Consider the following 23,800-nt stretch of genomic DNA (forward strand, 5'->3'; position numbering starts at 1 on the left):
TGCTGGGGCGAGCAGAAGGTGCGCGCCGATAGAATCAACACGTAATTTTAGAGCCAACACCTCCACCCGCTGTATGCAATTCAACCCCGCGCAACAACATGTCTTAGCCTGGATCGGCCTGTCGGCTGTGACCGCGCTTTTTTTGTGGTTGCTGGGTCCTGTGTTGATGCCGTTCGTGGTGGCGGCTGTGCTGGCCTATGTGCTGAGCCCTCTGGTGCGCGGTTTGCAGCGCCTGTTTGGACGCCGCTTGCCCCGCTTGATGGCGGTGGTGTTGGTCGAGGTGCTGTTTTTGCTGCTGCTGGTGGCGCTGTTTACTTTGCTGATTCCCATCTTGGCCCACGAGTTGCCGCGCATGCGCGACCAACTGCCGTTGCTGGTCGAGCGCTTGCAAACCGACATTGCGCCTTGGTTGCAAGCCAAAGGCATTCCAGTCATGTTGGACAGTGCCAGCATCAAAGCCTTTGTATTGCAAAACTTCAGCACCTCGTTTGAAGACGGCCTCAAGCAAGCGCTGAACTCATTGCGCATTGGCGGCAGCGTGGCCCTGACCGTGGTGGGTAACTTGGTGCTGATTCCGGTGGTGCTCTTTTATTTGTTGGCTGATTGGCAACGCTTGGTGCGCCATGTGGAAGCGCTGGTGCCCCTGCCCGCACGCGCGGCTTACGATAACTTTGTCTCTGAGTGTGACGATGTGTTGGGCCAATACCTTCGCGGCCAGTTGTCGGTTATGGCCTTGTTGGCGGTCTATTACAGCTTGGCGCTGTGGGCATTTGGCTTAGAGCTGGCGTTCCCCATTGGTGTGTTCACCGGCTTGGCCGTGTTTGTGCCTTACGTGGGCTTTGGCCTCGGACTGGTGCTGGCGGTGTTGGCGGGTGTGTTGCAGTTTGCGCCCAGTGAAGCCATGCTGATGGTGGCGGTGGTCTATGGGTTGGGTCAGCTGATTGAGAGCTTTTTGTTGACCCCGCGTTTGGTGGGCGAACGTATTGGTCTGCACCCCCTGCATGTCATCTTTGCGTTGATGGCGTTTGGCGAACTGTTTGGTTTTGTCGGTGTTTTGGTGGCTTTGCCTGTCAGTGCCGTGTTGCTGGTGGCGATTCGTCGTTTGCGCGCGCAGTACCAAGCCAGCCCCATGTATCGGGGTATTTGAGATCGCATGCAGCAAATCGCGCTCGATATTGGTTTGGTTTCTGGCCCCACGCTGACCAATTTTTTGGCGGGCCCCAATTTGGCGCCTTGGCAGCACATTCAGTTGTGGGTGGCCAGCGATCTACGTTCACCGGTGCCTACTTATTTGTGGGGGGAAGGCAGTTCTGGCAAAACCCATTTGCTGCGCGCAGCCCAAGCCGCGCTGCGCGACCAAGGCTGTGCGGTGGGCTGGATGGATGCATCGGTGTCTGAGCCTGCGGCGTTTGACAATGCTTGGCGGGTGTTGATCTTGGACGATGTGCATCTCTACAGCGCCTTGCAACAACACACCGCCTTCAACTGGTTTGTCAACGCCATGACGCCCGACGATGGACAGCAGCGCTGGGTGTTGTCGGCGGGTGACGCGCCGCCAACCGCGTTGATGCTGCGTGAAGATTTGCGAACCCGTTTGGGCTGGGGCCATATTTTTCAATTGCAGGTGCTGAGCGAACCCGAACGTCGCGCCGTGCTGCGTCAACAGGCCGATGAGCGTGGCGTGTTTTTGAGCGATGACGTGATGGACTTCATGCTCAAGCGCTTCAGTCGCGACCTCAGTAGCCTCGTACAACTCCTCGATCAACTGGATGGCTACGCCTTGCAAACACAACGTGCCATCACCATCCCGTTGCTCAAATCTATGCTGGAAGCCATGTGATGAAACTCGCCCTATTTGACCTCGACCACACCTTGTTGCCGATTGACTCTGACCAATCGTGGGGGGAGTTCACCGTGCGCTTAGGCTGGCACGAACGTGATGCATTCATCAAGCGCAACGACGAGTTTTATGCCCACTACCAAGCGGGCACTTTGGACATTCACGACTACGTGCGTTTTGCAGCCGATGCGTTTTGCCAGCGCAGCCCAGAAGTCGCTGCTCAAGCCCATGCGCAATTCATGCAAGAGGTGATTCAACCGGCCATTCGACCCGAAGCATTGGCTTTGGTGCAAAAGCACCGTGATGCCGGCGATCGCATCCTCATCATCACCGCCACCAACGAGTTTGTGACCCGCCCCATTGCCAAAGCCTTTGGCGTGGACGAGTTGATTGCGGTCGAGTTGGTGCGCGATGCCAAGGGTTGGTTCACCAACGAAATCAGCGGTTTGCCTAGCCTGCGCGAGGGCAAAGTGCAACGTCTGCAACAATGGCTCACACGCGAAGGCTTGGACTGGGCCGATGTAGACACCACGTTTTACAGCGATTCCCGCAACGATTTGCCCCTGTTGGAGCGCGTCAACCACCCCGTGGCCACCAACCCCGACCACACACTGCGCGCCGTGGCCTTAGAAAAAGGCTGGCCGATTTTGGAACTCTTCCCAAAACAATGATCAAACAATTCATCAACAAGCTGATGGGCAAATCGCCTGACAGCACCAAGCCCAATCTGGGCAAACGCCAAGTGGTGCCTGCCAAGGTGCATGGCATCAATGTCGATTGGGTCGACGAGCGCGCTTTGAACGTAGTCCGTACCTTGCAAGACCGTGGTTTTGAGGCCTACATCGTGGGCGGTGCCGTGCGCGATTTGTTGCTCGGTCTGAAGCCCAAGGACTTTGACGTGGCCACCAATGCCACGCCAGAACAAGTCAAAGCCGCATTCCGTCGCGCCTTCATCATTGGCCGACGTTTCCGCATCGTGCACGTGGTGTATGGCCGTGGTCGTGAGCATGACGTGATTGAAGTGTCCACCTTCCGTGCGAACTTGGACAACGCCGATGCCGAGCAAGTCAAGGGTAACGAGCGCAGCAGCAAGCAAGAGCTGGCCAACATGAAACACGCCGTCGACGCCAGCGGTCGTGTGTTGCGCGACAACGTGTGGGGCCCGCAAGACCAAGATGCAGCGCGCCGTGACTTCACCATCAACGCCATGTATTACGACCCCGAAACGGGCAACGTGATCGACTACCACGGCGGCATTGCTGACGCGAAGAAAAAAGTCATCCGCATGATTGGCGACCCCGCCTTGCGTTACCGCGAAGACCCCGTGCGCATCATCCGTGCGGTGCGTTTTGCGGCCAAATTGGCAGCGTCCGGCTTCAAGTTGGAAGCTAAAACAGCGGCCCCTTTGAAGCGTGCAGTCAAGTTGCTGGCCGATGTGCCGCAAAGCCGCTTGTTTGACGAAATGCTCAAGCTGTTGCAAACCGGCCACGCCTTGGCCAGCATTGAGCAACTCAAGCTCCAAGGCTTGCAAAAAGGCATTTACCCACTGCTCGACATCGTGGTGGAGCGTGCGGATGACGAATTTGTCAAAGCCGCTTTCAATGACACCGATCGCCGCGTGGGCGAAGGCAAACCGGTCGCACCTAGCTTCTTGTTGGCATGCGTGTTGTGGTCGGATGTGCGCGATATTTGGGCGCAGCGAAGCGTTAAACAGCCGTCGTTTCCGGCGCTGCAAGATGCGATTGACGAGGTGTTCGAGTCGCGCATTGGCGATGTCTCTGGCCGCGGCAAGTTGGGCGCGGACATGCGCGAAATTTGGACCATGCAGCCCCGTTTCGACAAACGCGTGGGCAGCGGTCCTTGGACCATGGTCGAGCAAGCGCGCTTTCGTGCGGGCTTTGACTTCATGCGTTTGCGTGCCGATGTGGGCGAGATTGATGTGGTCTTGGCCGATTGGTGGCAAGAGTTCAGCATGGCCGACGACGCCACGCGCGAAGACCTGCTGCAGCAAGTCCGCTTGGAGCAACAAAAGAATCAGCGTGCACCCCGTGTTCACTCGGTGCGTCGTGCCGAAAAGCCCGTGGATGATCCGCGCTTCCGTGAGGTAGGGCCAGATACTGAGTCTGCTGCAACTGATGCGCCAGAAAAAAAACGCCGTCGCCGTCGTCGCAAACCCAATGGCGGTGGCGAGAGCGCACCCGCGGCTGAGTAAGCATTTTCGATGGTTTTCTTAACCGAGCCATCCGTCTTGGCGTATGTGGCGCTGGGTGCCAATTTGGGTGATGCAATGGCTGAGGTTCATCAGGCTTTGCGCGATCTGTCGACCATTGACGGCACCCGTTTGGTCCGCACCTCGTCGCTTTACAGAACGGCACCCCACGAAGCTTCTGGGCCTGATTTCATCAATGCGGTGGCCTTGCTTGAGACGCAGTTGTCCCCTTTGGACTTGTTGCACGCACTTCAGAACATTGAGCATTCTCATGGGCGTCAGCGGCCTTACAGGCATGCACCGCGCACCCTCGATTTAGATCTCATTTTTCATGGCGATGTACAACTAGCCACGCCTGAGTTGACGTTGCCTCATCCGCGCTGGCAAGAACGTGCTTTTGTGTTGGTGCCTTTGGCTGAGGTGTGTCCAGATCGCGTGAGCGCGAGTTTGTTGGCGACTGTGAGTCATCAAGTGATTGAAAAGTTCACTGACGCTGAATGATCATTTTTTTGTGAATCGCGGGCACTGCCTCATTGATCTTTTTTAAGCGAGCTAGCGTTTACACTCTCTTGTCATTAAATTGTCATAAATCATTCATCTCACAGGAGAGCCCATGCTATTTGGGAAGCTGTTGCCGACAGAGGGCAATTTTTTCGTCATGTTCAACCAGCACGCCGATCGCATCGTCGAGGCTGCACATGCATTTTCAAACTTGGTCGCTAACTACAACGACCCTATATTGCGCGACAAGTACAACCAAGAGGTGGACAACGCAGAGCGCGCAGCCGACCGTGTGACCCAAGATGTCAACCGTGCCATTCATAAAACCTTCATCACGCCGATTGATCGCGAGCAAATTCACTCGCTCATCAACACCATGGATGATGTGGCCGACTTGATCCAAGACTCGGCCGAAACCATGGCACTGTACGACGTTCGTCACATGACCGATGAGATCGTGCGTTTGACCGATTTGAGCGTCAAGTGCTGTGAGCGTTTGCGCGATGCTGTGTATTTGCTCGAAAAAATTTCGGACCAAGCAACCGCTGAAGCTGCACTCAAAACTTGCGAAGAGATTGATAAGTTGGAGTCAGATGCGGACCGTGTCATGCGCAGTGCCATGAGCAAACTGTTCCGCGAGGAGCCCGATGTACGCGAAGTCATCAAACTCAAAGCGATTTATGAGTTGTTGGAAACTATCACCGACAAGTGTGAAGACGTGGCTAATTTGATCGAGGGCGTGGTCCTCGAGAACTCTTGAGTTAGGCGGTTTATTCATGGAAACCGCACAAACCGCCTTTTGGGTGGTCGCTTTGTTGGTGGCGTTGGCTTTGCTGTTCGATTTCATGAATGGCTTTCACGATGCCGCAAATTCGATTGCCACCGTGGTCTCTACGGGAGTTTTGAAGCCAGGCCAAGCCGTTTTGTTTGCTGCATTTTTTAACTTTGTAGCGATTTTCATTTTCCACTTGAGTGTGGCGGCGACGGTCGGCAAGGGCATCGTTCAGCCTGGTATTGTGGATACCCATGTGGTGTTTGGAGCCTTGGTGGGGGCGGTAACTTGGAACATCATCACTTGGTACTACGGCATTCCCAGTAGCTCGTCTCACGCGCTGATTGGTGGCATTTCGGGAGCTGTGATTGCGAAGGCGGGCACCAGCGCTCTGATCTCTGCTGGCATTTTGAAAACTGTGGCGTTCATTTTTGTCTCACCTTTGTTGGGATTCACACTAGGCTCGTTGATGATGGTTGCGGTCGCTTGGATTTTCAGAAGCTTTCGTCCCTCGCGCGTTGACAAATGGTTCCGTCGTTTGCAACTGGTTTCCGCTGGTGCATACAGTTTGGGTCATGGCGGAAACGATGCCCAAAAAACGATTGGCATTATTTGGATGCTGTTAGTGGCAACGGGCTACGTGTCTGCCACTGACACGTCGCCCCCCAATTGGACAATCGTGTCCTGTTACTTGGCCATTGGCCTGGGCACCATGTTTGGCGGCTGGCGGATTGTGAAGACCATGGGTCAAAAGATCACCAAACTGAAGCCAGTTGGAGGTTTTTGCGCTGAAACGGGCGGGGCCATGACCTTGTTCTTGGCCACTGGTTTGGGCATTCCTGTTTCCACGACACACACCATTACCGGTGCGATCGTGGGTGTTGGATCGACCCAGCGCGCCAGTGCCGTACGTTGGGGCGTCGCGGGTGGCATCGTGTGGGCTTGGATTTTGACCATTCCCGCCAGCGCTTTTGTGGCGGGCGTGGCCTACTGGATCAGCATGGTCTTATATTGAGTTACTGAGAAATTTTCCGCGCTTCTTCGATTTGATATTCGAAGTAGCGTTGAAAGCTGAACACGATGCTAGACATGAGCACCGTGGCCCCAATCAGCAACGCACAAACGATAGCGCCGATGGTCAACCAACCGGTTTGACCAGCCGGCGCTTCTTCGTTGGCGCTTGGGTTGAACTTGCGGTTCCAGACTTCAGGCGTCATCAAGGCATAAACGATGGCGTTGAGCGCACAAGCGGCGAACGTGAATCCCGCCAAAGGGATGAGCCACCAACTCGCCACATCATCTAAGCCGTACTTTTGGACCCGTTCAATGCCGTAAAACCCGAGTGCGGTTGGGACTGGCAGCAGCCAGCCCAGGGTGTCCCACATGCCAAAAAGATAGAAACGATGCAAGCCCAAAGGGCCTCCTGCGAAGGCCAACCAAGCGGCAAGGGTTTTGTTTTTCATAGGTCGTGAGTGTAAGGCGCTATACTTATGGGCTTTTCAGCGTGTCGCAGGCCGGGTGGCCTTAGCGCGTGTCTCAAACGTTGAAAACACCCACCACCCGAAGGATTCATCATGGTCGTCATCCGACTTTCCCGCGGCGGCTCTAAAGCCCGTCCATTTTTTAACATTGTTGTGGCAGACAAGCGCGTCCGTCGCGATGGTCGCTTCATCGAGCGCATCGGTTTTTACAACCCCATCGCTCGTGGCGGTGAAGAGGGCTTGCGCATTGCACAAGACCGTCTGACCCACTGGACAGGCGTTGGTGCTCAGTGCTCACCTACCGTTGAGCGTTTGATCAAGCAAGCTGCCAAAGCAGCCGCTTAATTTGACAGTCCCTGCACCTGCCATGCTGCTTGGCCTCGAGTCTGCGGAACTTCCTGCGGACGCTATCGAGGTGGGTCGAATTGCAGATGCTTGGGGCGTCAAGGGCTGGTTCAAAGTCTTGCCCTACAGCGCTTCTCCGGAAGCGCTTTTTTCTTCCAAGCGCTGGTTTTTACAACCTGCGACGCAAGGTGCCAAGACATTTTCTGGCACGCTTCAATTCAAAGTCATTGAAGCCAAAGATCACTCGGGTTCTGTGGTAGCCCACGGACAAGACGTGACGGACCGCAACCAAGCGGAGCTTCTCAAAGGTGCTCGCATTTTTGTCGCACGTTCTAGTTTTCCAACGCCTGATGCGGATGAGTATTACTGGGTCGATTTGCTCGGCTTAGAGGTCGTCAACCGTGAAGGTGAGGCTATGGGGCAAGTCCGTGAGCTCTTGCACACCGGCCCTCAAACCGTGTTGGTGCTGGAGTTCGTTGCAGACGACAAAACCCAAGAACGCATGATTCCTTTTGTCAGCGCCTACATCGACAACGTCGATTTGGCCGGCCGCCGTATCACGGTGGACTGGCACACCGATTACTGACGCCACCGCTGAAAGACGCCTTGTGCGCTTTGACGTCATTACCCTTTTTCCTGAGCTGTTTGAGCCTTTTCTCAAAATTGGCGTCACACGCCGCGCTTACGAGTCGCAACTGGTCGACGTCCGTCTGTGGAACCCACGCGACTTCGCCTTGGGCAATTACCGCCGTGTGGATGACCGTCCCTTTGGCGGTGGCCCTGGTATGGTCATGATGGCGGAGCCCTTGGCGGCTTGTTTGGCGGCCATTCGCGTGGATCGCCAACAAGCGCGCGAAGTGGCACCTTTGGTTTTGTTTTCGCCCATTGGACAAGCCCTGCGGCATCCCGCCGTGCAACATTGGTCTGACAGCCAAGGTGCAGTGTTGTTGTGCGGGCGTTATGAAGGCGTTGATCAGCGATTCATTGACGCGCATGTGGATGTCCAAATCAGCTTGGGCGACTTTGTGTTGTCGGGCGGCGAGTTGGCTGCAATGGCCTTGTTGGATGCGGTGGCGCGTTTGCAACCTGGGGTTTTGAACGACGAAGGCAGCCACCAACTCGACAGCTTCAACCCAGCCTTGGATGGCTTGTTGGATTGCCCGAATTACACACGCCCCGAAGTATGGGCCGAGCAGGGCGTTCCGCCTGAGTTGTTGTCCGGTCATCACGTCAATATTGAACGTTGGCGCCGTGACCAGCGATTGCTGTTGACGGCTCAGGTGCGCCCCGAACTTTTAGAGGCCGCCCGCGCAGCTCACAAACTGACCGCACTAGATGAGCAGGTATTGAGCGCCAATAAGACGCTATAATTGTGGGCTTTTCGATCCTCTGATCGGCCGCTTCGGGCACTGCGACCTGAAGCCTTTTGTGTAGCGCGATCAAGATCTTTAGAGGAAACCATGAACCTGATCCAAACTCTCGAGGCAGAAGAAATTGCTCGCCTCGGCAAAACCATCCCCGAATTCGCACCTGGCGACACCGTCATTGTGAGCGTCAACGTGGTTGAAGGCACTCGCAAGCGTGTCCAGGCCTACGAAGGCGTGGTGATTGCCAAACGCAACCGTGGCCTCAACAGCGGCTTCATCGTGCGCAAGATCTCCAGTGGCGAAGGTGTGGAGCGTACGTTCCAAACTTACAGCCCTTTGATTGCCAGCATTGAAGTCAAGCGTCGTGGCGACGTGCGTCGTGCCAAGTTGTACTACTTGCGCGACCGTAGCGGTAAGTCTGCACGTATCAAGGAAAAGCTGGTCAGCAAGTCTGCCGCAGCTTCCAAAGCCGCAGCAGCCGCAGCAGCAGCGCAATAAGCAGGTTTGTAACAACTTGTGATTTGCTTGCTAAGAAGCCGCCCCGAGTGACAAGCTTGAGGCGGCTTTTTTCATGAGCCAACTTCCTTTGTTTGACCCTCAAAAAATCGCGGTGTCGCAAGTCGACCACCACTTGCCGGCCGTGCCGCTTCACGCCTTCACAGCCGAGGCCTTGCAAGCGCGCTTCACCCGTCCCCCTGTTTGGCAACCTGAACTGGTTCGTGAGCGAAAGTTCCTTGAACGAGCCCCTGCGCAAGCCGCCGTTTTGTTGGCTTTGGTCATGCGCGATGAGCCCACCGTGTTGTTGACGCAACGCACCGCACACATGTCTACCCACTCGGGGCAAATTGCATTTGCTGGCGGGAAGTGCGATCCAGAAGATCTAAATGTCACAGCTACGGCCTTGCGTGAGGCCCAAGAAGAGGTTGGGCTAGATGCGCGTCATGTCCAAGTGTTGGGTACCTTGCCTGAATACATCACAGGCTCGGCGTTCTTTGTGACCCCCGTTGTGGCTATGGTCTCGCCACAGATGAACTTGCAGTCCAACCCTGATGAGGTGGCCGACACCTTTGAAGTGCCCTTGGCTTTTTTGATGAATCCTGCGCATCACCGTTGGCACAGGTTTGAGCACGAGGGGGTGAACCGCGAATGGCTGTCCATGCCGTATCAAGACGGCCCCCATCTGCGCTTCATTTGGGGGGCGACGGCAGGCATGTTGCGCAACTTTTACCGATTCATGTCGGCTTAAGCCCAAAGCATCAAGGGCCTAACGCTATCATCTGCGTATGAGTTTTTTGGCCCTGCTTTTTGCTTTGTTGATTGAACAAGCCCGTCCGTTGGCGCACAACAGTTGGGTGCATCGCAGCTGTCGTTCTTGGGTGGTTTGGTTAAGTCAAACCTTGGATGCGGGTCACGCCCGATTGGCTTGGACGACTTGGGCCCTGGCTGTGGGTGTACCGACCCTCATTGCCTTGCTGTTGCATGCAGCACTGATGTTCGTTTTTGGCTGGCCTGTGGCCGTTGTATGGAGCGTTGGCGTCTTGTATGCCTCGCTTGGATTCCGCCAATTCAGCCACCATTTCACCGATATACGTGACGCTCTAGATTCGGGCGATGAGCGCCTTGCCCGTGAGTTGCTGGCCGATTGGCAGCATGTGTCGGTCGGGAGCTTGCCACGCAGCGAATTGCTACGGCACGTGATTGAACATTCTGCTTTGTCTGCGCACCGACATGTGTTTGGCGTGTTGGCTTGGTTTTCTGTCTTGGCTGCCATTGGGTTGGGTCCTGCAGGCGCAGTTTTCTACCGCATGAGCGAGTTGGTGTCACGCCATTGGCGCAATGTGGATAAGCAAAAAAAGGGTTGGGTCAGCGACACCTTACAAGATACCGGTGATGCTGCTTGGCATGCTGTTGACTGGATACCCTCACGGTTGACGGCGCTCGCCTTTGCCGTTGTCGGTAATTTTGAAGAAGCCATTGATTGCTGGCGCAACCATGCGCAGCGCTTCCCCGATGACAACGATGGTGTGGTCTTGTCTGCCACTTCTGGTGCATTGAATGTGCGTTTGGGTGGTGAAGCATTGCGCCCAGACGCGGCCACCCGCTTGGGTGAAACTCTGGACGACGTTGACAGTGAAAGCACGCCAGGCCGTACGCCAGAAATGGCGCATTTAGCCAGTTTGGTGGGTCTCGTTTGGCGCAGTGTTGTGCTGTGGATGGTGTTGCTGGCGCTGCTGACGTTGGCCCGTTTGTTGGGCTGACCGCTTCAGTAGTGGGCAGGCTGCGTCAATTCGGCAAACAGCAAACCATAGAGTTTGTAACGCGACGCTGTGATTTCGCCTGCCGTCACAGCGGCTTGGACGCCACAGCCCGGCTCGTGCAAATGCGAACAGTTGTAAAACTTGCAATGCGCCACATGCGGTTTGAAGTCCGGCATGTAAGCAGCCAGCTGCATGGCATCAATGTGATGCATGCCAAATTCTTGAAACCCCGGTGAGTCAATCAAACCCGTCGTTCGCTCTGCATCGACCCAATGCCAAGTGGTGGAGGTCGTGGTGTGTCGGCCAGAATTTAGGGCATGCGAGATTTCACCCGTTGCCACATTGGCATCGGGAATAAGTTGGTTGATCAAGGTGCTTTTGCCGGTGCCTGAGGGGCCGAGGACCAAAGTGGTTTTGTGATCTAACCGTTCAGATAAATCGCCCAAGTCTGCGTCTCTGAGGCCCAGAGAAAGCACGGTGTAGCCCATGCGCGCATAAGGTTCTAACCTTGCCAAGGCGCGATCAAAAGGGATTTTTAGGTCACGTTTGTTGAGCGCGATCAAGGGCGTGATGTGTTCCGCTTCTGCCGCGATCAAGGCGCGTGTGAGTTGCATTTCAGAAAACTCGGGCTCCGCAGCAATCAAGATCAAAATTTGATCGAGGTTGGCGGCAAACGACTTGGTGCGAATTTCGTCTTGTCGGTAGAACAAGTTGCTGCGTGGCTCGACTTTTTCAATCGTGCCTTCGTCGGTACTGGCCAGCCATTGCACACGATCGCCCACCACCACCTGACTTTTTTTGCCACGTGGGTGGCAAATGCGTCGCTCGCCGTCGGGTGTTTCCACCACACAGTGACGGCCGTGGCTCGCCACCACTAAACCGGTTTGTTTCATGCGTTGAATCGCGCCAAGCGCTGCGCAGCAGGTGGGTGCGAGTAGTAAAACGCGACAAACCAAGGGTCTGGCGTGAGCGTTGCTGCATTGTCTTGGTACAACTTGAGAAGGGCGCTGCTCAAAGCGCTGGCTTGGCTGTTTGCGACTGCGTAGGCATCTGCCTCAAACTCAAATTGACGTGATCGTCGCGCCGACAACGGTGAGATGAAGAAGGTCAGCAGGGGCAGCGTCAGCATGAACAGCAGCAAGGCCAGAGCACTGTTACCGCCCGTCAAATTCGGTGTGACGCTCAAGCCGGTGTAAAACCAAATTTGTTGGGAAAGCCAGCCCAGCAATGCCAAGCCAGCCAAGCTCATGGCAAAACTCGTGGCCATCATTTTCAAAATGTGTCGGTGTTTGAAGTGACCCAGTTCATGTGCCAGCACCGCTTCCATTTCGTCGCCATTGAGTTTGGCCAGCAAGGTGTCAAAGAACACCACGCGCTTGGAGGCCCCAAAACCAGTGAAGAATGCATTGGAGTGCGCTGAACGGCGGCTGCCGTCCATGACGAAAAAGCCTTTGGCTTTGAAGCCAGCACGGTCCATCAACGCGGTCACGCGCGCTTTCAAGGTGTCGTCTTCGAGCGGTGTGAATTTGTTGAAAAGCGGCATGATGAAGTTCGGTGCAATCCACATCACCAAGAGCTGGTAAGCCACCAACGCAGCCCAGGTGTACAGCCACCAAAGCGAGCCACCCGTGTCCATCAACCACAAGACCAGCCACAAGATAGGCAGGCCAAGCACTGCGCCTACCAACAAGCCCTTGAGCATGTCACTGAGCCACAAGCGCACCGTGGTGTGGTTGAAACCAAACCGCTGTTCAACACCAAATGTTTGGTACAGAGACAAAGGCAAACCAATCAGTCCGCCGATGAGTGCAAAACCAACGACCAAAGTGACTTGTTGCGCCAAGCCAGTGCCCATGACATTCAGGGTCACTTGGTTCAGTAAATCAAGTCCGCCCAAAAGCGTCCAGCCCAACAGCATGGCGGCATCCAAAGCCATATCCAGCATGGCAACGCGGGATTTGGCGAGGGTGTAGTCGGCCGCTTTTTGGTGGGCTTCCAAGCTGATGGTGTGTGCGAAAGCTGCTGGCAAATGGGCGCGGTGCTGTGCCACATGACGCACTTGACGGCCGCTGAGCCAGAGTTTGGTGAGCAAGTTGGCAACCAGCAAGAGCGCCAGAGATACGGTCATCGCAAAAGAGGGGTTCATCATGGGGGCTGAGTTTAGATGAAGCGTCGTGAGTGATGGGCGACAATCTTCCACATGTCTGAAACTACCAACCTCCCTGTTGTCCCCAAACTTGCCAAGTCCGATATGAATTTGGTGTGGCTTGATTGCGAAATGTCGGGTCTTGAGCCTGAGCGCGAACGTTTGCTCGAAATCGCTGTAATCGTGACGTGTCCCAATTTAGTTACCCGCATTGAAGGGCCGGTTTTTGTCATTCACCAAAGTGATGAGGTCCTCAACAAGATGGATGCTTGGAACAAAGGAACACACGGTAAAAGTGGTTTGATCGACAAAGTCAAAGCCTCCACCATCACCGAAGAGCAAGCGCAAGAACAGCTGATTGCATTCTTGAAGCCTTATGTGTCCAAGGGCGTATCTCCCATGTGTGGCAACACCATTGGTCAAGACCGTCGTTTTTTGAACAAATACATGCCCAAATTAGAGGGATGGTTTCATTACCGCAACGTGGATGTGAGCACGCTGAAAGAATTGGCACGTCGTTGGAAACCGGAGGTCCAAAAAGCCTTCAAGAAGGCGCAAAAACACACGGCGTTGGCCGATGTTCATGAGTCCATTGATGAGATGCTTTACTACCGCGAAAATTTCTTGAAGCTTGATTAACCTTCAAGTTTTATAGTGATTAGGTAGAAACCCGAATTTGTGCCATAATCCAAGGCTTCACTACACAGAGTAGTGAATTTGTACATCTACCTTCATTCATCGGGCTCGCCAAATGAGTCCCAAGCACTGAAAAAACCCTAGACGGGTCAGAGCAGGTTCCGTTTGATGGTTGATGTTTTTTAACCTAGAACGGAGCAGCCGCACAACCTGCGGCGCTCACGTGCGAGAAAAAATCATGACTGACACTTTAAATGTGACAGGCGAATTTGCGCCTGCCGAAACTATTTCTATTTCCGCTCCAGAAGCCATCTCTTCTGAAACTATTTCTACAGAAGCGGTTCACGCTGAAGCTGAAGCAGTTGTTGAGCAACCCGAAGCTCCTAACGGTTTCGTCTTGCTAGGTTTGGCACCCCAGTTGGTGCAAGCGGTGAAAGACTTGGGTTACACCCAACCCACCACCGTTCAGCAAAAAACCATTCCTTTGGCTTTGCCAAACGACAATGCAGATGCCAAAGCTGGTTTCATCGACTTGATGGTGTCTAGCCAAACAGGTAGCGGTAAAACGGCTGCATTCTTGTTGCCTGTGTTGCACACCTTGTTGAAGCAACAAGCAGAAGCTGAAGCCAAAGAGCGCGCCGAGTTTGAAGCCGCTGTCGCTGATGCAGAAGCCAAAGGCGAGCCAGCGCCTAAGCGCCCCAAGCGCAAAGACCCGACCAATACACGCAACTTCAAAGCCCCAACACCTGGCGCTTTGATCGTTTGCCCAACCCGCGAATTGGCCCAACAGGTGGCTCACGACGCCATCGACTTAGTGCAACATTGCCGCGGTCTGCGCGTTGCCAACGTGGTGGGCGGCATGCCTTACCAGTTGCAAATTGCCAAACTGCAAAACGCCGATTTGGTGGTTGCCACACCTGGCCGCTTGTTGGACTTGCAACGCTCCATGCAAATCAAACTGGACCAAGTTCAGTTCTTGGTGGTGGACGAAGCCGACCGCATGTTGGACCTCGGTTTCTCGGACGACTTGGCTGAAATCAATCAGCTCACCATTGACCGCAAGCAAACCATGATGTTCAGCGCCACGTTTGCGCCGCGCATTCAGCAGTTGGCCACACGCGTCATGCGTCAACCCCAACGCGTGCAAATCGACTCGCCCCAAGAGAAGCACAGCAACATTCGTCAAATCTTGCATTGGGCGGACAACGCACAACACAAGCGCCGTTTGTTGGACCACCTGTTGCGTGACACCACGATCAACCAAGCCATCATCTTCGCCAGCACCCAAATCGAGTGTGACGGCTTGGCCAATGACTTGCAACAAGAAGGCTTCTCGGCTGTGGCTTTGCACGGTGCGTTGAGCCAAGGCTTGCGTAACCGTCGCTTGATGGCTTTGCGCCAAGGTCAAGTGCAGTTCTTGGTGGCCACCGACGTCGCAGCTCGCGGTATTGACGTGCCCACCATCACACACGTGTTCAACTTCGGCTTGCCCATGAAGTCTGAGGACTACACCCACCGCATTGGCCGTACTGGTCGTGCGGGCCGTGATGGTTTGGCTGTGACTTTGGCCGAGTTCCGCGACAAGCGCAAAATTTATGACATCGAAGCCTATACACGCCAGCAGTTCACGGCTGAAGTGATTCCAGGCATGGAGCCTACCCAACGTGTTGAACAACGCGGTGGTCGTGATTTCGACCGCAAAGGCGGCGGTGGCAAATTTGGTGGCGGTGGCGGCGGTCGTGGCAACAGCTTCGGTGGCGGCGGCAAATTTGGCGGCGGCGGTGGTGGTCGTTTTGAAGGTCAAGGACGCTTCGAAGGCCGTTCGGAAGGACGCTTTGAAGGTCGTTCAGAGCCACGTTTCGACGACCGCAAACCTCAGTCATTCGAGCCACGTCAAAACAACTTTGACGCCCGTCAAGGCGGCCCTCGCGGCAACTTTGGCGAAGGCGCTCCACGTGGCGGCGGCCAAAACTTTGGTCAGCCATCGGGCCCCCGTAGTTTTGAAGACCGTGCACCCGCTCGTGGCCCTCGCGCCCCGTTTGAGGCAGGCCGTACGCCTTTTGACAAGGCGCCACGTCCAGCTGGCAAGTCGTTTGGTAGCTTTGACGCCAAGAAGCGTGCACCTAAGCCTCGCACACCGCGTTAATTTTCAGCTCGGCTGAACCAGACGTTCAGCCAATGCACGACACACATGTGTACGGCATTGGTTTGAACGTCTTTTTTTTGGTTAACCGTTAAACCCCCAGTTTACGGGCCACAAAATCTAAGCGGTCTTGACCCCAGAACATCTCGCCATCGACCACATAGCTGGGGGCGCCAAAGAGATGTGCATCAATCGCTCGCTGCGTGTTGTGCGAGTATATGGCCTGAACTTCAGGGGTTTGTGCGTTGGCCATGCAGCGGGCCTCTAGGCCACATTCGTGCAGCAACTCCGTGAGTACTTGTGCATCGGCGATGTTGCGTTGTTGCACCCAAACGGCGTGAAACACGGCACTTGTGTAAGCCATGGCGGCTTGCGTACCGTGCTGCTGATTCACCGCAATGATGACGCGTGAAGCATCGTCGCCTGCCACCGGGAAAAATTGAGGTTCGACATTCAGGGGCATGTTCAGTGCTTGGCTGAACCGCGCCAACTCCAGCAGCCGGTATTGTTGGCGCTGTGGTGCACGTTTACCCAAGGGCAGTCCGCCAGAAACGGCAAAAACTTGGCCGAAGTCCACGGGCATCACGTGCAGCGTGGCACCGGCTTGGGTTGCTAAATTCCAGATGCGTTGATGACCCAAATAGGCCCAAGGGCTTTGTGCGGCGAAGTAGTAATCGATGGTGTGTTGCATAGATCAGGGAAGGTTCAAAAGAAATGATCAGTAATGGGGTGGCAATTCGTCGCGCAAACTACGAAATGAACCGCTACCACCGTCGGGGGTTTGCAAGCGCAATTGGCTCACCTCGCGAAGCAAGGCATCAATTTGTTCTTGTTGGCGAAAAATGGTTTGGTTCAATTGTTCCACCAAGTCTTCGGTGAAACTGGCCTTGATTTCAAGGTCCATCAAGCGCTGGTCAATGGCTGTGTGTGTTTCCATGGCTGTATTGGACATCAAACCCGCGCTTCTTCTCGTCACTTGTGCGAATCCCTTGGGCCCATGGCTGCAAGTTTGGCTCGCAGATTTTCGAGTTCACGTTGGTAGCCTTCAGCATCCCCGTAATCGACAAAGCCGGTGTAGTAGGGGTGAGCCACCAACAGCTTGCGTGCGTGTTTGATGGGGCACCAGTATTGCTCGGTACGGGCCACCACTTCGCGAGCGTACGACATCAAGCCGTTGCCATAAGAACAATAGGCGCAGTTGATTTTTTCAATCAAATTCAAATAGGCAAGGTGGGTGCGGTCATACACAAAATAATCACTGCGCACCACGCGTGTGATGCCATAGGCGCGAAAGCAAATGTGTTGATAAATCGTGACGGCGATGTCCAGCAATAGCATGGGAAAAATCAGGCTGTAAATCACGGGTGCTGTCAACACACTGAGCCAGTTGGCACTCAGCATGTAGTGCAGCAAACCCGTTTTAAAGCGCTTGTGTTGGGCCAAGATCTCTGCTTCGAACTGAATTCGTTTCTCTTCGAAATCCGCTTGCAATTCGGCACGTCGCGTTTTCATGACTTGCTCGATTTCGGACTCCATTTGTCCGATGCGATCTAACAATTCTGCGATTTTTGGGTTCATAAAGGTCTCGATTCAAAGTCATTATGAGTCGGCTCGGGCTAAAATAGCAGGCACATGTGGCCTAATTAGGGGCTTTAACTTTTTATTTGGAAATCTCATGGGAAACAAAATCGTCACCGAAGCGGATCGCAAGCGTTCACCTAAGCCTATCGCTTTGCCTGGCACCTCGTTGCCAACAATGGGCAAAGGTCAGCGCATCAGCTTGGAGCGTGGTGTTGCAACGCGTAGCAAAAAGAACCCAGGCAAGCGTTCTTCTAAAGGCGGTTAATTCGTCCGAGTCTGCGAAGACCCATAAAAAAAGCGACCTTTTCAGGTCGCTTTTTTGTGGGCGCTCAGAAAGCTGCGCCTAAGGTGATCAGGTTGTACTAAGCAGCTTCAAGCCGCATCCGGCAGCTCAATCTTCACCTCGAGCACCTCAAGGTTGCCGTGACGCTCCAAGTTGACCTTGATGTCATTGGGATTGATGTTCACGTATTTGGACAACACCGCCACCAAATCGCGTTGTAAGGCTGGCAAGTAGTCAGGTTGCGGATTGAGACCTGTGCGCTCGTGGGTCAGGATGAACTGCAAACGTTCTTTGGCAACGCTCGCTGTTTTTTTCTTCTCGCCGAGTAAAAAAGACAAAAGTGACATGGCTTATTTCCCGCCGAAAAGACGTTTCAGCAGACTTGGCTTGACGTGTTCAGTGAAACGCATGGGCACTTGTTCACCCAAGAAGCGGCTGATCACGTCTTTGTAGGCTTCGGATACATCGGTATTGGCCAGATGCACAGCGGGCAAACCTTGGTTTGAGGCGGTCAGCACGGTTTCTGATTCAGGAATCACACCGATCAATGGAATGCGCAAAATGTCTTGGATGTCTTCCAACGACAGCATGTGGCCTTCTTCCACGCGGCTGGGGTTGTAGCGGGTGATCAAGAGGTGTTCTTTGATGGGCTCACCGCCGTCAATGGCGCGTTGTGTCTTGCTGCTGAGCATGCCCAAGATGCGGTCTGAGTCGCGCACGGAAGACACTTCGGGATTGGTGACCACCAATGCTTCGTCTGCGAAGTGCATGGCCATCATGGCGCCAATTTCAATGCCCGCAGGTGAATCACACACGATGTAGTCAAAGCCCATGCCCGCCAGCTCTTTGAGCACGGTCTCGACGCCTTCTTTGGTGAGGGCGTCTTTGTCACGTGTTTGAGAGGCAGCCAGCACAAACAAGTTGTCGCACTGCTTGTCTTTGATCAATGCTTGGTTGAGCGTGGCTTCGCCGTTGATGACGTTGATGAAGTCATACACCACGCGACGCTCACAACCCATGATCAAGTCGAGGTTTCGCAGACCCACGTCAAAGTCGATGACCACTGTTTTAAAGCCTCGTAATGCGAGGCCAGAGGAAAAACTGGCACTGGTCGTGGTTTTGCCCACGCCGCCTTTGCCAGAGGTCACCACAACGATTTTTGCCATGAAAAGCCCTAATTTGTTCGAAATATCAATTTTTCAATTTTACAGTGCTTGCATGATGAGTTTGTCATCTTGCAGGCTGATCTGCGTGGGTTTGCCTGTCAGTTCTTTGGGCAGCGGTGAGTCGCCGCTGGTTCTGTAAGTGCCCGCGATCGACACCAGTTCGGCCTCTAAGGAAGATGTGAAGATGCGCGCTTGCGTGTTACCGCGCGCACCCGCAATCGCTTTACCGCGCAATGGCGCGTACACATGGATGTGCCCATCCGCCATGATTTCAGCACCCGGGTTAACCATGGCCAATACCACCAAGTCGCGGCCTTTGGCATACACATGCTGCCCTGATCGCAGGGGTTTATCGATCACCATCGCGGGCAGACTGGCCGCTTGCACTTCTCGCACCACTTCGCGAACCACTTCGACCTCGCGAATCACCTCTTGCACCACGGTCTCAACGCGCTGCGCCGCAGGTATTTGCACGTTCACGTCGCGCGCTTCAAACAAGCCTGCGGCGTTGGCGTTAATTAATTGGTATGCATTGGCGCCGCGTACGGCCACAGGCACCAAGCGGTGCGTGCGAAGACAGGCGCAAACAGCGGGCAAGTCAAGAATTTGGTCTGGGTCAACGAGGCCGCTTAAATCAATCACCACTGCGTCGTTGTCAAAAAAGTCGGGGGTTGCCCCCAGGCGGCGCGCTAAATCGGCTGTCAGCGTCGCGGTGTCGGGTGTTTTGAGCAAAAAAGCGACCAAAGGCAGGGTGGCACTTTTGATCTCGTAGGCGTGGGGCACAGAGGCTTGGCTCATGGATAGACCGGCAGAAAATAAAAGGTGAACTTTACACGGCAAGGTCTTGTTGGGCCTATTAAACTTTTTGATATGAATCCATCACACTTTGCACGTCGTTTTGTCACCACGCTTCCTTGGGTCTTTACCGCTGTGGCGGTTATGGCACAAACGGCACCCACCGCAGACTTGGGCCGTGTAGACGTGACTAGCGGCCGCGACAACGACACGCAGCAACGCCGCGAATCGACGGCCAGCAAAATTGTGATTGGTCGCGAAGAAATTGAGCGACAGGGCGACTCCAACCTCGGCGAAATTTTGAAGCGCATGCCGGGTATCACTTTGGGCGGAGCGCCTGGTCGCGGTGGCGGTATTCGCATGCGAGGTTTGAGCCAAGGCTACACACAAATCTTGCTCGATGGCCAACGCGTGCCACCGGGCTTCAGTGTGGAGTCACTCACGCCGGAGATGATTGAGCGTGTCGAAATCTACCGCGCACCCACGGCCGAGACGGGCGCACAAGCCATTGCGGGCACCATCAACATCGTCACGCGTGAAGGCCGCAAAGGCATGCCCACCGAGTTGAAAGCGGGCTCATCGTTTCAAGGTGGCTATGCATCGCCTAGCGCATCGTTGGTCAAGTACCACGACGCTGAAAAATGGACCGCCAACTACACCTTGTCGGTCAACCGTTATGCGGCACCTGACCACAGCGAGAATGATTTATCACGCACAGAAAGCATTGGAAATAACGCCTACACCACACAACGTCGACGCGTGAGCGATAGCCATTACGGACGTGAAGGCATGAATGCAACAGCACGTCTACAACTCAAGGGTGATCCCGGTGAGACTTTCACGTTGATGCCATTTATTGCGCTATCACAAGGCACAACACCTGGAACGATCCAGGCCACTCAAACTTCAACCAATCCGTCCACGGCCGTTGGCTCAGCCACGGCTAACAATGAAAACCAAAACCACTTTGCTGTTGCTCGCCTCAACGGCCAGTGGCGACGAAAGTTGTCGGCAGACAGCAACATGGAATGGAAATTCAATGTGGGTGGCTGGAACAGCCACAACGAATTTCAGCAAACATCAACCGCAACTCGATTGCTACCTAGCTTGTCTGAAAACTCCCACGTTCAAGATCGCTCAGCCAATCTCAGTGGCAAATACACCAATGTGATGGGCGGTGGGCACCAGTGGGTGAGTGGGGCTGAAGCCGAGTCCGTGCGACGTACGCAGTCGATCGTGGGCACCTACCAAGTCGGGCCTAGCGTTTCGGGTAACGCGGATTATCAAGCCAGCTCCATGCGCTACGCCATGTATTCTCAGGACGAGTGGCAACTGACGCCCCATTGGTCTACCCATCTTGGCGCTCGTTACGAGGGGTTGACGACCGAAGGCAGCACATCCGCTGGCAACGTGAGCAACCACAACAGCGTGTTCACGCCTCTGCTCCATGCCATGTGGCGACCTAACCCAGACAGCCGCGACCAAGTGCGCATGAGCCTGACGCGCAGTTTTAAAACGCCCAGCATGCCCACCTTGTTGGCGCGTCGCACCTACACGCGTGATGACAACAGCGCCACCAATCCTGATGTGTCGGGTAACCCCAACTTGAAGCCCGAAGTGGCCACGGGTTTGGATGTGGCCGTCGAGCGATACTTGCCACAAGGTGGTGTGTTGAGTGCCAGCGCATTTCACCGCCGTGTGCAAAATCTCATTCGCAATGTGATTACGCAAGAAAGCAGTGGTCGTTGGCTGTCCAGCCCACAAAACATCAGCGAAGCCGTGACCGAAGGCGTTGAGCTAGAAGCCAAGTTCCGCATGGACCAGTGGATAGCCGATGCCCCGCACATTGACTTGCGCAACAACCTGAGCTTTTACCGTTCACGCGTGCTCAGCATCATGGGGCCGGACAACCGCCTCGATCAGCAGCCCACCATGACCGCCAATTTGGGCGCCGACTATCGGTTGAAAACGGTACCCCTCACCATTGGCGGCAACGTCAATTACAACCCGGGTTACACCACCCGTTTGAGTGCAGAGCAACTGACCACCCTTTCACAAAAACGTGTGATGGACCTTTATGGCTTGTGGCGCGTTGACAGTAAAACCGCATGGCGATTGACCTTGAGCAACCTGGACCCGCGCAACTACAACACCGGCAGCGGGTACAGAGGCAACGGCGTGGTTGAAAACAGTCTGACCCAAAACCGCACCTGGACCAACGTACAAATTCTTTTGGAGAAAAAACTATGACGCAACGCGACGGCGCTTGGTATGACAGCATGTACAACAACCGTGCCTTGGTGCCCGAGCACGAGGCGCACTTTGCACATTGGCGAGAGGCATCGGCTCAAGCCCGTGCACAACACCGCTATTTTGAAGACGTGGCGTATGGCCAAGGCTTGAACGAAAGCTTGGACATTTTTCCAACCTCAGCGCCTTCACCCAAAGCGGGTGCGCCTGTGGTGGTGTTCATCCACGGCGGCTACTGGCGTTCGTTGGACAAGTCCGAGCATTCGTTCGTGGCACCTGCCTTCACGTCAGAGGGTGCCTGTGTGGTGCTGCCCAATTACGCCTTGTGTCCTGCGGTGACGATTTCGCAGATAAGCCTCCAAATGGTCAAGGCCGTGGCCTGGGTGTGGCGCAACATCCACCGCTTTGGCGGTGACCCCAGCCGCATTACCCTGATTGGCCACTCCGCTGGCGGGCACTTGGCCACGCAGCTTTTGGCCTGCGATTGGCAAGCCTACGCCCCAGATTTACCCAAAAATTTGGCCACGCACGCCATGTCGGTGTCGGGTTTGTATGAGTTGGAGTCGGTGCGCGCCACGCCGTTTTTGACCGACAGCTTGCGTCTGACGGAGCATGTCGCTGTTAGCAATAGCCCAGCTTGGATGCCTGCACCCTTAGAGGGCAAGCTCTACACCTTGGTCGGCGCTCTAGAAAGCCCAGAGTTTTTGCGTCACAACCTGTTGATGCAAAAGTCGTGGGGTAAAAAGCGTGTGCCCGTGGCTGAGGCTTTGCCTGACTTGCAGCATTTCAGCATCGTCGAAGCACTGGCCCAGCCTGGCCATCACTTGCATACGCTGGCCTTGAAATTACTGCGCCGGTAAGTCTTCGCAGCCATACATTGCGCATTCGCAACAAAAAAGCCTGTCATGCATCACGCAGACAGGCTTTTTAGTTGGGCCGAAATCTGGCCGCATCGCGAGATTTACATCAACAGATGTTCACCCGCGTTATCGCCTCCTAAAGTGACGTAGTTCACCTTGCGGATGTCCATCAGCTTGGTGCCGCCGGCGTAGCTGATGGAGCTTTGCACGTCTTGCTCCATCTCAATCAGCGTGTTGGCCAGTTTGCCTTTGACGGGCTCGAGAATGCGTTTGCCTTCCACATGCTTGTACTCGCCTTTGTTGAAGTCAGAGGCCGAGCCGTAATACTCTTTGAACAACTCGCCATTCACTTCAACCGTCTTGCCTGGCGACTCTTCGTGGCCAGCAAACAGCGAACCAATCATCACCATGCTCGCGCCAAAGCGGATGCTCTTGGCAATGTCACCGTGGCTGCGAATGCCCCCGTCAGCAATGATGGGCTTGGTTGCCACGCGGGCGCACCACTTGAGCGCTGACAACTGCCAGCCGCCAGTGCCAAAACCAGTTTTGAGCTTGGTGATACACACCTTGCCGGGGCCCACACCCACTTTGGTCGCGTCAGCGCCCCAGTTTTCCAGGTCGATCACAGCTTCTGGTGTCGCCACGTTGCCGGCGATGACAAAGCTGTTGGGCAACTTGGCCTTGATGTAGCCAATCATGTCGCGCACGCTGTCGGCGTGGCCGTGGGCGATGTCGATGGTGATGTATTCGGGTGTCAAGCCCGCAGCGGCCAAGGTGTCCACCGTGGCGCGGTCTGGTGCTTTGACGCCCAAAGAAATGGAGGCGTACACACCCTTGGCGTGCATGACTTTCACGAACTGGACGTTGTCCAAATCGAAGCGGTGCATCACGTAGAAGTAATTGTTTTGCGCCATCCACAGGCAGATGGTTTCATCCACCACAGTTTTCATGTTGGCGGGAACGACGGGCAAGCGGAACTTGCGGCCACCGAGTTCAACACCTGCATCGCATTCAGAGCGGCTTTCCACGCGGCACTTGCGTGGCAGCAACAAGATGTTGTCGTAATCAAAAATTTCCATATCCCAAGCTCCAGAATAAAACGTTCGAAGATTGAGCGCTTGGCTTGGCCGGTTTTTTCAGGTGCAAATAGCAGGCATAAAAAAACCG

The 23,800-nt window shown here is 54.8% G+C and carries 28 protein-coding genes; 18 read left to right on the forward strand and 10 right to left on the reverse strand.

Annotated elements, in window-relative coordinates; all coding sequences use genetic code 11:
* Window positions 1-73: 73 nt before the first annotated feature.
* The 7 genes from B9Z42_RS06505 (at window position 74) to B9Z42_RS06535 (ending at window position 6,337) form a co-directional block, all read left to right on the forward strand.
* The gene (locus B9Z42_RS06505) at window positions 74-1,147 is read left to right on the forward strand and encodes an AI-2E family transporter (protein ID WP_100132534.1); all 1,074 of its coding nucleotides are present in this window, start codon (window positions 74-76) and stop codon (window positions 1,145-1,147) included.
* A 6-nt stretch (window positions 1,148-1,153) separates the two neighbouring features.
* On the forward strand, window positions 1,154-1,840 hold the full coding sequence (hda, locus tag B9Z42_RS06510; RefSeq protein WP_100132535.1) for a DnaA regulatory inactivator Hda: 687 nt from the start codon (window positions 1,154-1,156) through the stop codon (window positions 1,838-1,840).
* Window positions 1,840-2,511, forward strand: coding sequence for an HAD family phosphatase (locus B9Z42_RS06515; protein ID WP_100132536.1), 672 nt, complete (start codon window positions 1,840-1,842; stop codon window positions 2,509-2,511). Before hda ends, B9Z42_RS06515 begins: the two co-directional genes overlap by 1 nt.
* Entirely contained in the window at window positions 2,508-4,052 is a 1,545-nt protein-coding gene (gene pcnB / locus B9Z42_RS06520; RefSeq protein WP_100132537.1) for a polynucleotide adenylyltransferase PcnB, read from the forward strand. The genes B9Z42_RS06515 and pcnB overlap by 4 nt, the downstream gene beginning before the upstream one ends.
* Before the next feature lie 9 nt (window positions 4,053-4,061).
* Complete coding sequence (gene folK, locus B9Z42_RS06525; RefSeq protein WP_100132538.1) at window positions 4,062-4,550, forward strand: 2-amino-4-hydroxy-6-hydroxymethyldihydropteridine diphosphokinase; 489 nt, start codon at window positions 4,062-4,064, stop codon at window positions 4,548-4,550.
* A 112-nt stretch (window positions 4,551-4,662) separates the two neighbouring features.
* A complete protein-coding gene (locus B9Z42_RS06530) occupies window positions 4,663-5,310 on the forward strand; it encodes a DUF47 domain-containing protein (RefSeq protein WP_100132539.1) in 648 nt (215 codons plus the stop codon).
* A 16-nt stretch (window positions 5,311-5,326) separates the two neighbouring features.
* Complete coding sequence (locus B9Z42_RS06535) at window positions 5,327-6,337, forward strand: inorganic phosphate transporter (RefSeq protein WP_100132540.1); 1,011 nt, start codon at window positions 5,327-5,329, stop codon at window positions 6,335-6,337.
* Window position 6,338: 1 nt separating this feature from the next.
* On the opposite strand, the gene B9Z42_RS06540 is transcribed toward B9Z42_RS06535, so the two are convergent.
* On the reverse strand, window positions 6,339-6,785 hold the full coding sequence (locus B9Z42_RS06540) for a hypothetical protein (protein WP_100132541.1): 447 nt from the start codon (window positions 6,783-6,785) through the stop codon (window positions 6,339-6,341).
* Window positions 6,786-6,896: 111 nt separating this feature from the next.
* Here B9Z42_RS06540 and rpsP point away from each other — a divergent pair, with 111 nt between their 5' ends.
* From rpsP to B9Z42_RS06570, 6 genes are all read left to right on the forward strand, one after another.
* Entirely contained in the window at window positions 6,897-7,148 is a 252-nt protein-coding gene (gene rpsP, locus B9Z42_RS06545) for a 30S ribosomal protein S16 (protein ID WP_100132542.1), read from the forward strand.
* A 22-nt stretch (window positions 7,149-7,170) separates the two neighbouring features.
* On the forward strand, window positions 7,171-7,734 hold the full coding sequence (gene rimM, locus B9Z42_RS06550) for a ribosome maturation factor RimM (RefSeq protein WP_100132543.1): 564 nt from the start codon (window positions 7,171-7,173) through the stop codon (window positions 7,732-7,734).
* A gap of 22 nt (window positions 7,735-7,756) precedes the next feature.
* Window positions 7,757-8,518 (forward strand): tRNA (guanosine(37)-N1)-methyltransferase TrmD, encoded by a 762-nt coding sequence (trmD, locus tag B9Z42_RS06555; RefSeq protein ID WP_100132544.1) that lies wholly within the window; start codon window positions 7,757-7,759, stop codon window positions 8,516-8,518.
* 90 nt (window positions 8,519-8,608) lie between these two features.
* The gene (rplS, locus tag B9Z42_RS06560) at window positions 8,609-9,013 is read left to right on the forward strand and encodes a 50S ribosomal protein L19 (RefSeq protein WP_100132545.1); all 405 of its coding nucleotides are present in this window, start codon (window positions 8,609-8,611) and stop codon (window positions 9,011-9,013) included.
* 73 nt (window positions 9,014-9,086) lie between these two features.
* Window positions 9,087-9,761: a CoA pyrophosphatase gene (locus B9Z42_RS06565; protein ID WP_100132546.1), complete on the forward strand. Its 675-nt coding sequence runs from the start codon at window positions 9,087-9,089 to the stop codon at window positions 9,759-9,761.
* 37 nt (window positions 9,762-9,798) lie between these two features.
* Window positions 9,799-10,773 (forward strand): CobD/CbiB family protein, encoded by a 975-nt coding sequence (locus tag B9Z42_RS06570; RefSeq protein ID WP_100132547.1) that lies wholly within the window; start codon window positions 9,799-9,801, stop codon window positions 10,771-10,773.
* 5 nt (window positions 10,774-10,778) lie between these two features.
* On the opposite strand, the gene rsgA is transcribed toward B9Z42_RS06570, so the two are convergent.
* Together rsgA and B9Z42_RS06580 are read right to left on the reverse strand one after the other, a co-directional pair.
* Window positions 10,779-11,666 (reverse strand): ribosome small subunit-dependent GTPase A, encoded by an 888-nt coding sequence (gene rsgA, locus B9Z42_RS06575; RefSeq protein ID WP_100132548.1) that lies wholly within the window; start codon window positions 11,664-11,666, stop codon window positions 10,779-10,781.
* On the reverse strand, window positions 11,663-12,919 hold the full coding sequence (locus B9Z42_RS06580) for a M48 family metallopeptidase (protein WP_100132776.1): 1,257 nt from the start codon (window positions 12,917-12,919) through the stop codon (window positions 11,663-11,665). Before B9Z42_RS06580 ends, rsgA begins: the two co-directional genes overlap by 4 nt.
* A gap of 54 nt (window positions 12,920-12,973) precedes the next feature.
* Between B9Z42_RS06580 and orn the strand changes: the two genes are divergently transcribed.
* Window positions 12,974-13,558, forward strand: coding sequence for an oligoribonuclease (gene orn / locus B9Z42_RS06585; RefSeq protein WP_100132549.1), 585 nt, complete (start codon window positions 12,974-12,976; stop codon window positions 13,556-13,558).
* 235 nt (window positions 13,559-13,793) lie between these two features.
* Complete coding sequence (locus tag B9Z42_RS06590; protein WP_100132777.1) at window positions 13,794-15,701, forward strand: DEAD/DEAH box helicase; 1,908 nt, start codon at window positions 13,794-13,796, stop codon at window positions 15,699-15,701.
* A gap of 88 nt (window positions 15,702-15,789) precedes the next feature.
* Here B9Z42_RS06590 and B9Z42_RS06595 read toward each other — a convergent pair whose 3' ends face one another.
* From B9Z42_RS06595 to B9Z42_RS06605, 3 genes are read right to left on the reverse strand one after another with little or no spacing between them, the layout of a single operon-like run.
* On the reverse strand, window positions 15,790-16,389 hold the full coding sequence (locus tag B9Z42_RS06595; RefSeq protein WP_100132550.1) for a 2-hydroxychromene-2-carboxylate isomerase: 600 nt from the start codon (window positions 16,387-16,389) through the stop codon (window positions 15,790-15,792).
* Window positions 16,390-16,416: 27 nt separating this feature from the next.
* Window positions 16,417-16,635: a SlyX family protein gene (locus B9Z42_RS06600; protein ID WP_100132551.1), complete on the reverse strand. Its 219-nt coding sequence runs from the start codon at window positions 16,633-16,635 to the stop codon at window positions 16,417-16,419.
* A gap of 35 nt (window positions 16,636-16,670) precedes the next feature.
* Window positions 16,671-17,276, reverse strand: a complete 606-nt coding sequence (locus B9Z42_RS06605; protein ID WP_100132552.1) for a hypothetical protein — start codon at window positions 17,274-17,276, stop codon at window positions 16,671-16,673.
* Window positions 17,277-17,373: 97 nt separating this feature from the next.
* Here B9Z42_RS06605 and B9Z42_RS16340 point away from each other — a divergent pair, with 97 nt between their 5' ends.
* Window positions 17,374-17,544, forward strand: a complete 171-nt coding sequence (locus tag B9Z42_RS16340) for a hypothetical protein (RefSeq protein WP_199171996.1) — start codon at window positions 17,374-17,376, stop codon at window positions 17,542-17,544.
* A gap of 107 nt (window positions 17,545-17,651) precedes the next feature.
* Here the strand turns inward: B9Z42_RS16340 and minE are convergent, their stop codons facing one another.
* The 3 genes from minE to minC are packed head-to-tail and all read right to left on the reverse strand — an operon-like array spanning window position 17,652 to window position 19,526.
* A complete protein-coding gene (gene minE / locus B9Z42_RS06610) occupies window positions 17,652-17,909 on the reverse strand; it encodes a cell division topological specificity factor MinE (RefSeq protein ID WP_100132553.1) in 258 nt (85 codons plus the stop codon).
* Between the two features lie 3 nt (window positions 17,910-17,912).
* Entirely contained in the window at window positions 17,913-18,728 is an 816-nt protein-coding gene (gene minD, locus B9Z42_RS06615; RefSeq protein ID WP_100132554.1) for a septum site-determining protein MinD, read from the reverse strand.
* A gap of 39 nt (window positions 18,729-18,767) precedes the next feature.
* A complete protein-coding gene (gene minC, locus B9Z42_RS06620; protein ID WP_100132555.1) occupies window positions 18,768-19,526 on the reverse strand; it encodes a septum site-determining protein MinC in 759 nt (252 codons plus the stop codon).
* Between the two features lie 72 nt (window positions 19,527-19,598).
* Between minC and B9Z42_RS06625 the strand changes: the two genes are divergently transcribed.
* The gene (locus tag B9Z42_RS06625; RefSeq protein ID WP_100132556.1) at window positions 19,599-21,773 is read left to right on the forward strand and encodes a TonB-dependent siderophore receptor; all 2,175 of its coding nucleotides are present in this window, start codon (window positions 19,599-19,601) and stop codon (window positions 21,771-21,773) included.
* Window positions 21,770-22,633, forward strand: coding sequence for an alpha/beta hydrolase (locus tag B9Z42_RS06630; RefSeq protein WP_100132557.1), 864 nt, complete (start codon window positions 21,770-21,772; stop codon window positions 22,631-22,633). The genes B9Z42_RS06625 and B9Z42_RS06630 overlap by 4 nt, the downstream gene beginning before the upstream one ends.
* 101 nt (window positions 22,634-22,734) lie before the next feature.
* Here B9Z42_RS06630 and B9Z42_RS06635 read toward each other — a convergent pair whose 3' ends face one another.
* Window positions 22,735-23,712 carry a GMP reductase gene (locus B9Z42_RS06635; RefSeq protein ID WP_100132558.1) on the reverse strand — a complete coding sequence of 326 codons (978 nt, stop codon included), beginning with the start codon at window positions 23,710-23,712 and terminating at the stop codon, window positions 22,735-22,737.
* Window positions 23,713-23,800 lie beyond the last annotated feature (88 nt).

The sequence above is a fragment of the Limnohabitans sp. B9-3 genome, assembly GCF_002778325.1.
Taxonomy (GTDB): Bacteria; Pseudomonadota; Gammaproteobacteria; order Burkholderiales; family Burkholderiaceae_C; genus Limnohabitans; species Limnohabitans kasalickyi.

What these genes read in the sequence shown, in the direction of transcription:
- B9Z42_RS06505 (WP_100132534.1), top strand. Translation starts at nt 74, where the DNA reads ATGCAATTCAACCCCGCGCAACAACATGTCTTAGCCTGGATCGGCCTG.
- hda (WP_100132535.1), top strand. Translation starts at nt 1,154, where the DNA reads ATGCAGCAAATCGCGCTCGATATTGGTTTGGTTTCTGGCCCCACGCTG.
- B9Z42_RS06515 (WP_100132536.1), top strand. Translation starts at nt 1,840, where the DNA reads ATGAAACTCGCCCTATTTGACCTCGACCACACCTTGTTGCCGATTGAC.
- pcnB (WP_100132537.1), top strand. Translation starts at nt 2,508, where the DNA reads ATGATCAAACAATTCATCAACAAGCTGATGGGCAAATCGCCTGACAGC.
- folK (WP_100132538.1), top strand. Translation starts at nt 4,062, where the DNA reads ATGGTTTTCTTAACCGAGCCATCCGTCTTGGCGTATGTGGCGCTGGGT.
- B9Z42_RS06530 (WP_100132539.1), top strand. Translation starts at nt 4,663, where the DNA reads ATGCTATTTGGGAAGCTGTTGCCGACAGAGGGCAATTTTTTCGTCATG.
- B9Z42_RS06535 (WP_100132540.1), top strand. Translation starts at nt 5,327, where the DNA reads ATGGAAACCGCACAAACCGCCTTTTGGGTGGTCGCTTTGTTGGTGGCG.
- B9Z42_RS06540 (WP_100132541.1), bottom strand. Translation starts at nt 6,785, where the DNA reads ATGAAAAACAAAACCCTTGCCGCTTGGTTGGCCTTCGCAGGAGGCCCT.
- rpsP (WP_100132542.1), top strand. Translation starts at nt 6,897, where the DNA reads ATGGTCGTCATCCGACTTTCCCGCGGCGGCTCTAAAGCCCGTCCATTT.
- rimM (WP_100132543.1), top strand. Translation starts at nt 7,171, where the DNA reads ATGCTGCTTGGCCTCGAGTCTGCGGAACTTCCTGCGGACGCTATCGAG.
- rplS (WP_100132545.1), top strand. Translation starts at nt 8,609, where the DNA reads ATGAACCTGATCCAAACTCTCGAGGCAGAAGAAATTGCTCGCCTCGGC.
- B9Z42_RS06565 (WP_100132546.1), top strand. Translation starts at nt 9,087, where the DNA reads ATGAGCCAACTTCCTTTGTTTGACCCTCAAAAAATCGCGGTGTCGCAA.
- B9Z42_RS06570 (WP_100132547.1), top strand. Translation starts at nt 9,799, where the DNA reads ATGAGTTTTTTGGCCCTGCTTTTTGCTTTGTTGATTGAACAAGCCCGT.
- rsgA (WP_100132548.1), bottom strand. Translation starts at nt 11,666, where the DNA reads ATGAAACAAACCGGTTTAGTGGTGGCGAGCCACGGCCGTCACTGTGTG.
- B9Z42_RS06580 (WP_100132776.1), bottom strand. Translation starts at nt 12,919, where the DNA reads ATGAACCCCTCTTTTGCGATGACCGTATCTCTGGCGCTCTTGCTGGTT.
- orn (WP_100132549.1), top strand. Translation starts at nt 12,974, where the DNA reads ATGTCTGAAACTACCAACCTCCCTGTTGTCCCCAAACTTGCCAAGTCC.
- B9Z42_RS06590 (WP_100132777.1), top strand. Translation starts at nt 13,794, where the DNA reads ATGACTGACACTTTAAATGTGACAGGCGAATTTGCGCCTGCCGAAACT.
- B9Z42_RS06595 (WP_100132550.1), bottom strand. Translation starts at nt 16,389, where the DNA reads ATGCAACACACCATCGATTACTACTTCGCCGCACAAAGCCCTTGGGCC.
- B9Z42_RS06600 (WP_100132551.1), bottom strand. Translation starts at nt 16,635, where the DNA reads ATGGAAACACACACAGCCATTGACCAGCGCTTGATGGACCTTGAAATC.
- B9Z42_RS06605 (WP_100132552.1), bottom strand. Translation starts at nt 17,276, where the DNA reads ATGAACCCAAAAATCGCAGAATTGTTAGATCGCATCGGACAAATGGAG.
- B9Z42_RS16340 (WP_199171996.1), top strand. Translation starts at nt 17,374, where the DNA reads ATGGGAAACAAAATCGTCACCGAAGCGGATCGCAAGCGTTCACCTAAG.
- minE (WP_100132553.1), bottom strand. Translation starts at nt 17,909, where the DNA reads ATGTCACTTTTGTCTTTTTTACTCGGCGAGAAGAAAAAAACAGCGAGC.
- minD (WP_100132554.1), bottom strand. Translation starts at nt 18,728, where the DNA reads ATGGCAAAAATCGTTGTGGTGACCTCTGGCAAAGGCGGCGTGGGCAAA.
- minC (WP_100132555.1), bottom strand. Translation starts at nt 19,526, where the DNA reads ATGAGCCAAGCCTCTGTGCCCCACGCCTACGAGATCAAAAGTGCCACC.
- B9Z42_RS06625 (WP_100132556.1), top strand. Translation starts at nt 19,599, where the DNA reads ATGAATCCATCACACTTTGCACGTCGTTTTGTCACCACGCTTCCTTGG.
- B9Z42_RS06630 (WP_100132557.1), top strand. Translation starts at nt 21,770, where the DNA reads ATGACGCAACGCGACGGCGCTTGGTATGACAGCATGTACAACAACCGT.
- B9Z42_RS06635 (WP_100132558.1), bottom strand. Translation starts at nt 23,712, where the DNA reads ATGGAAATTTTTGATTACGACAACATCTTGTTGCTGCCACGCAAGTGC.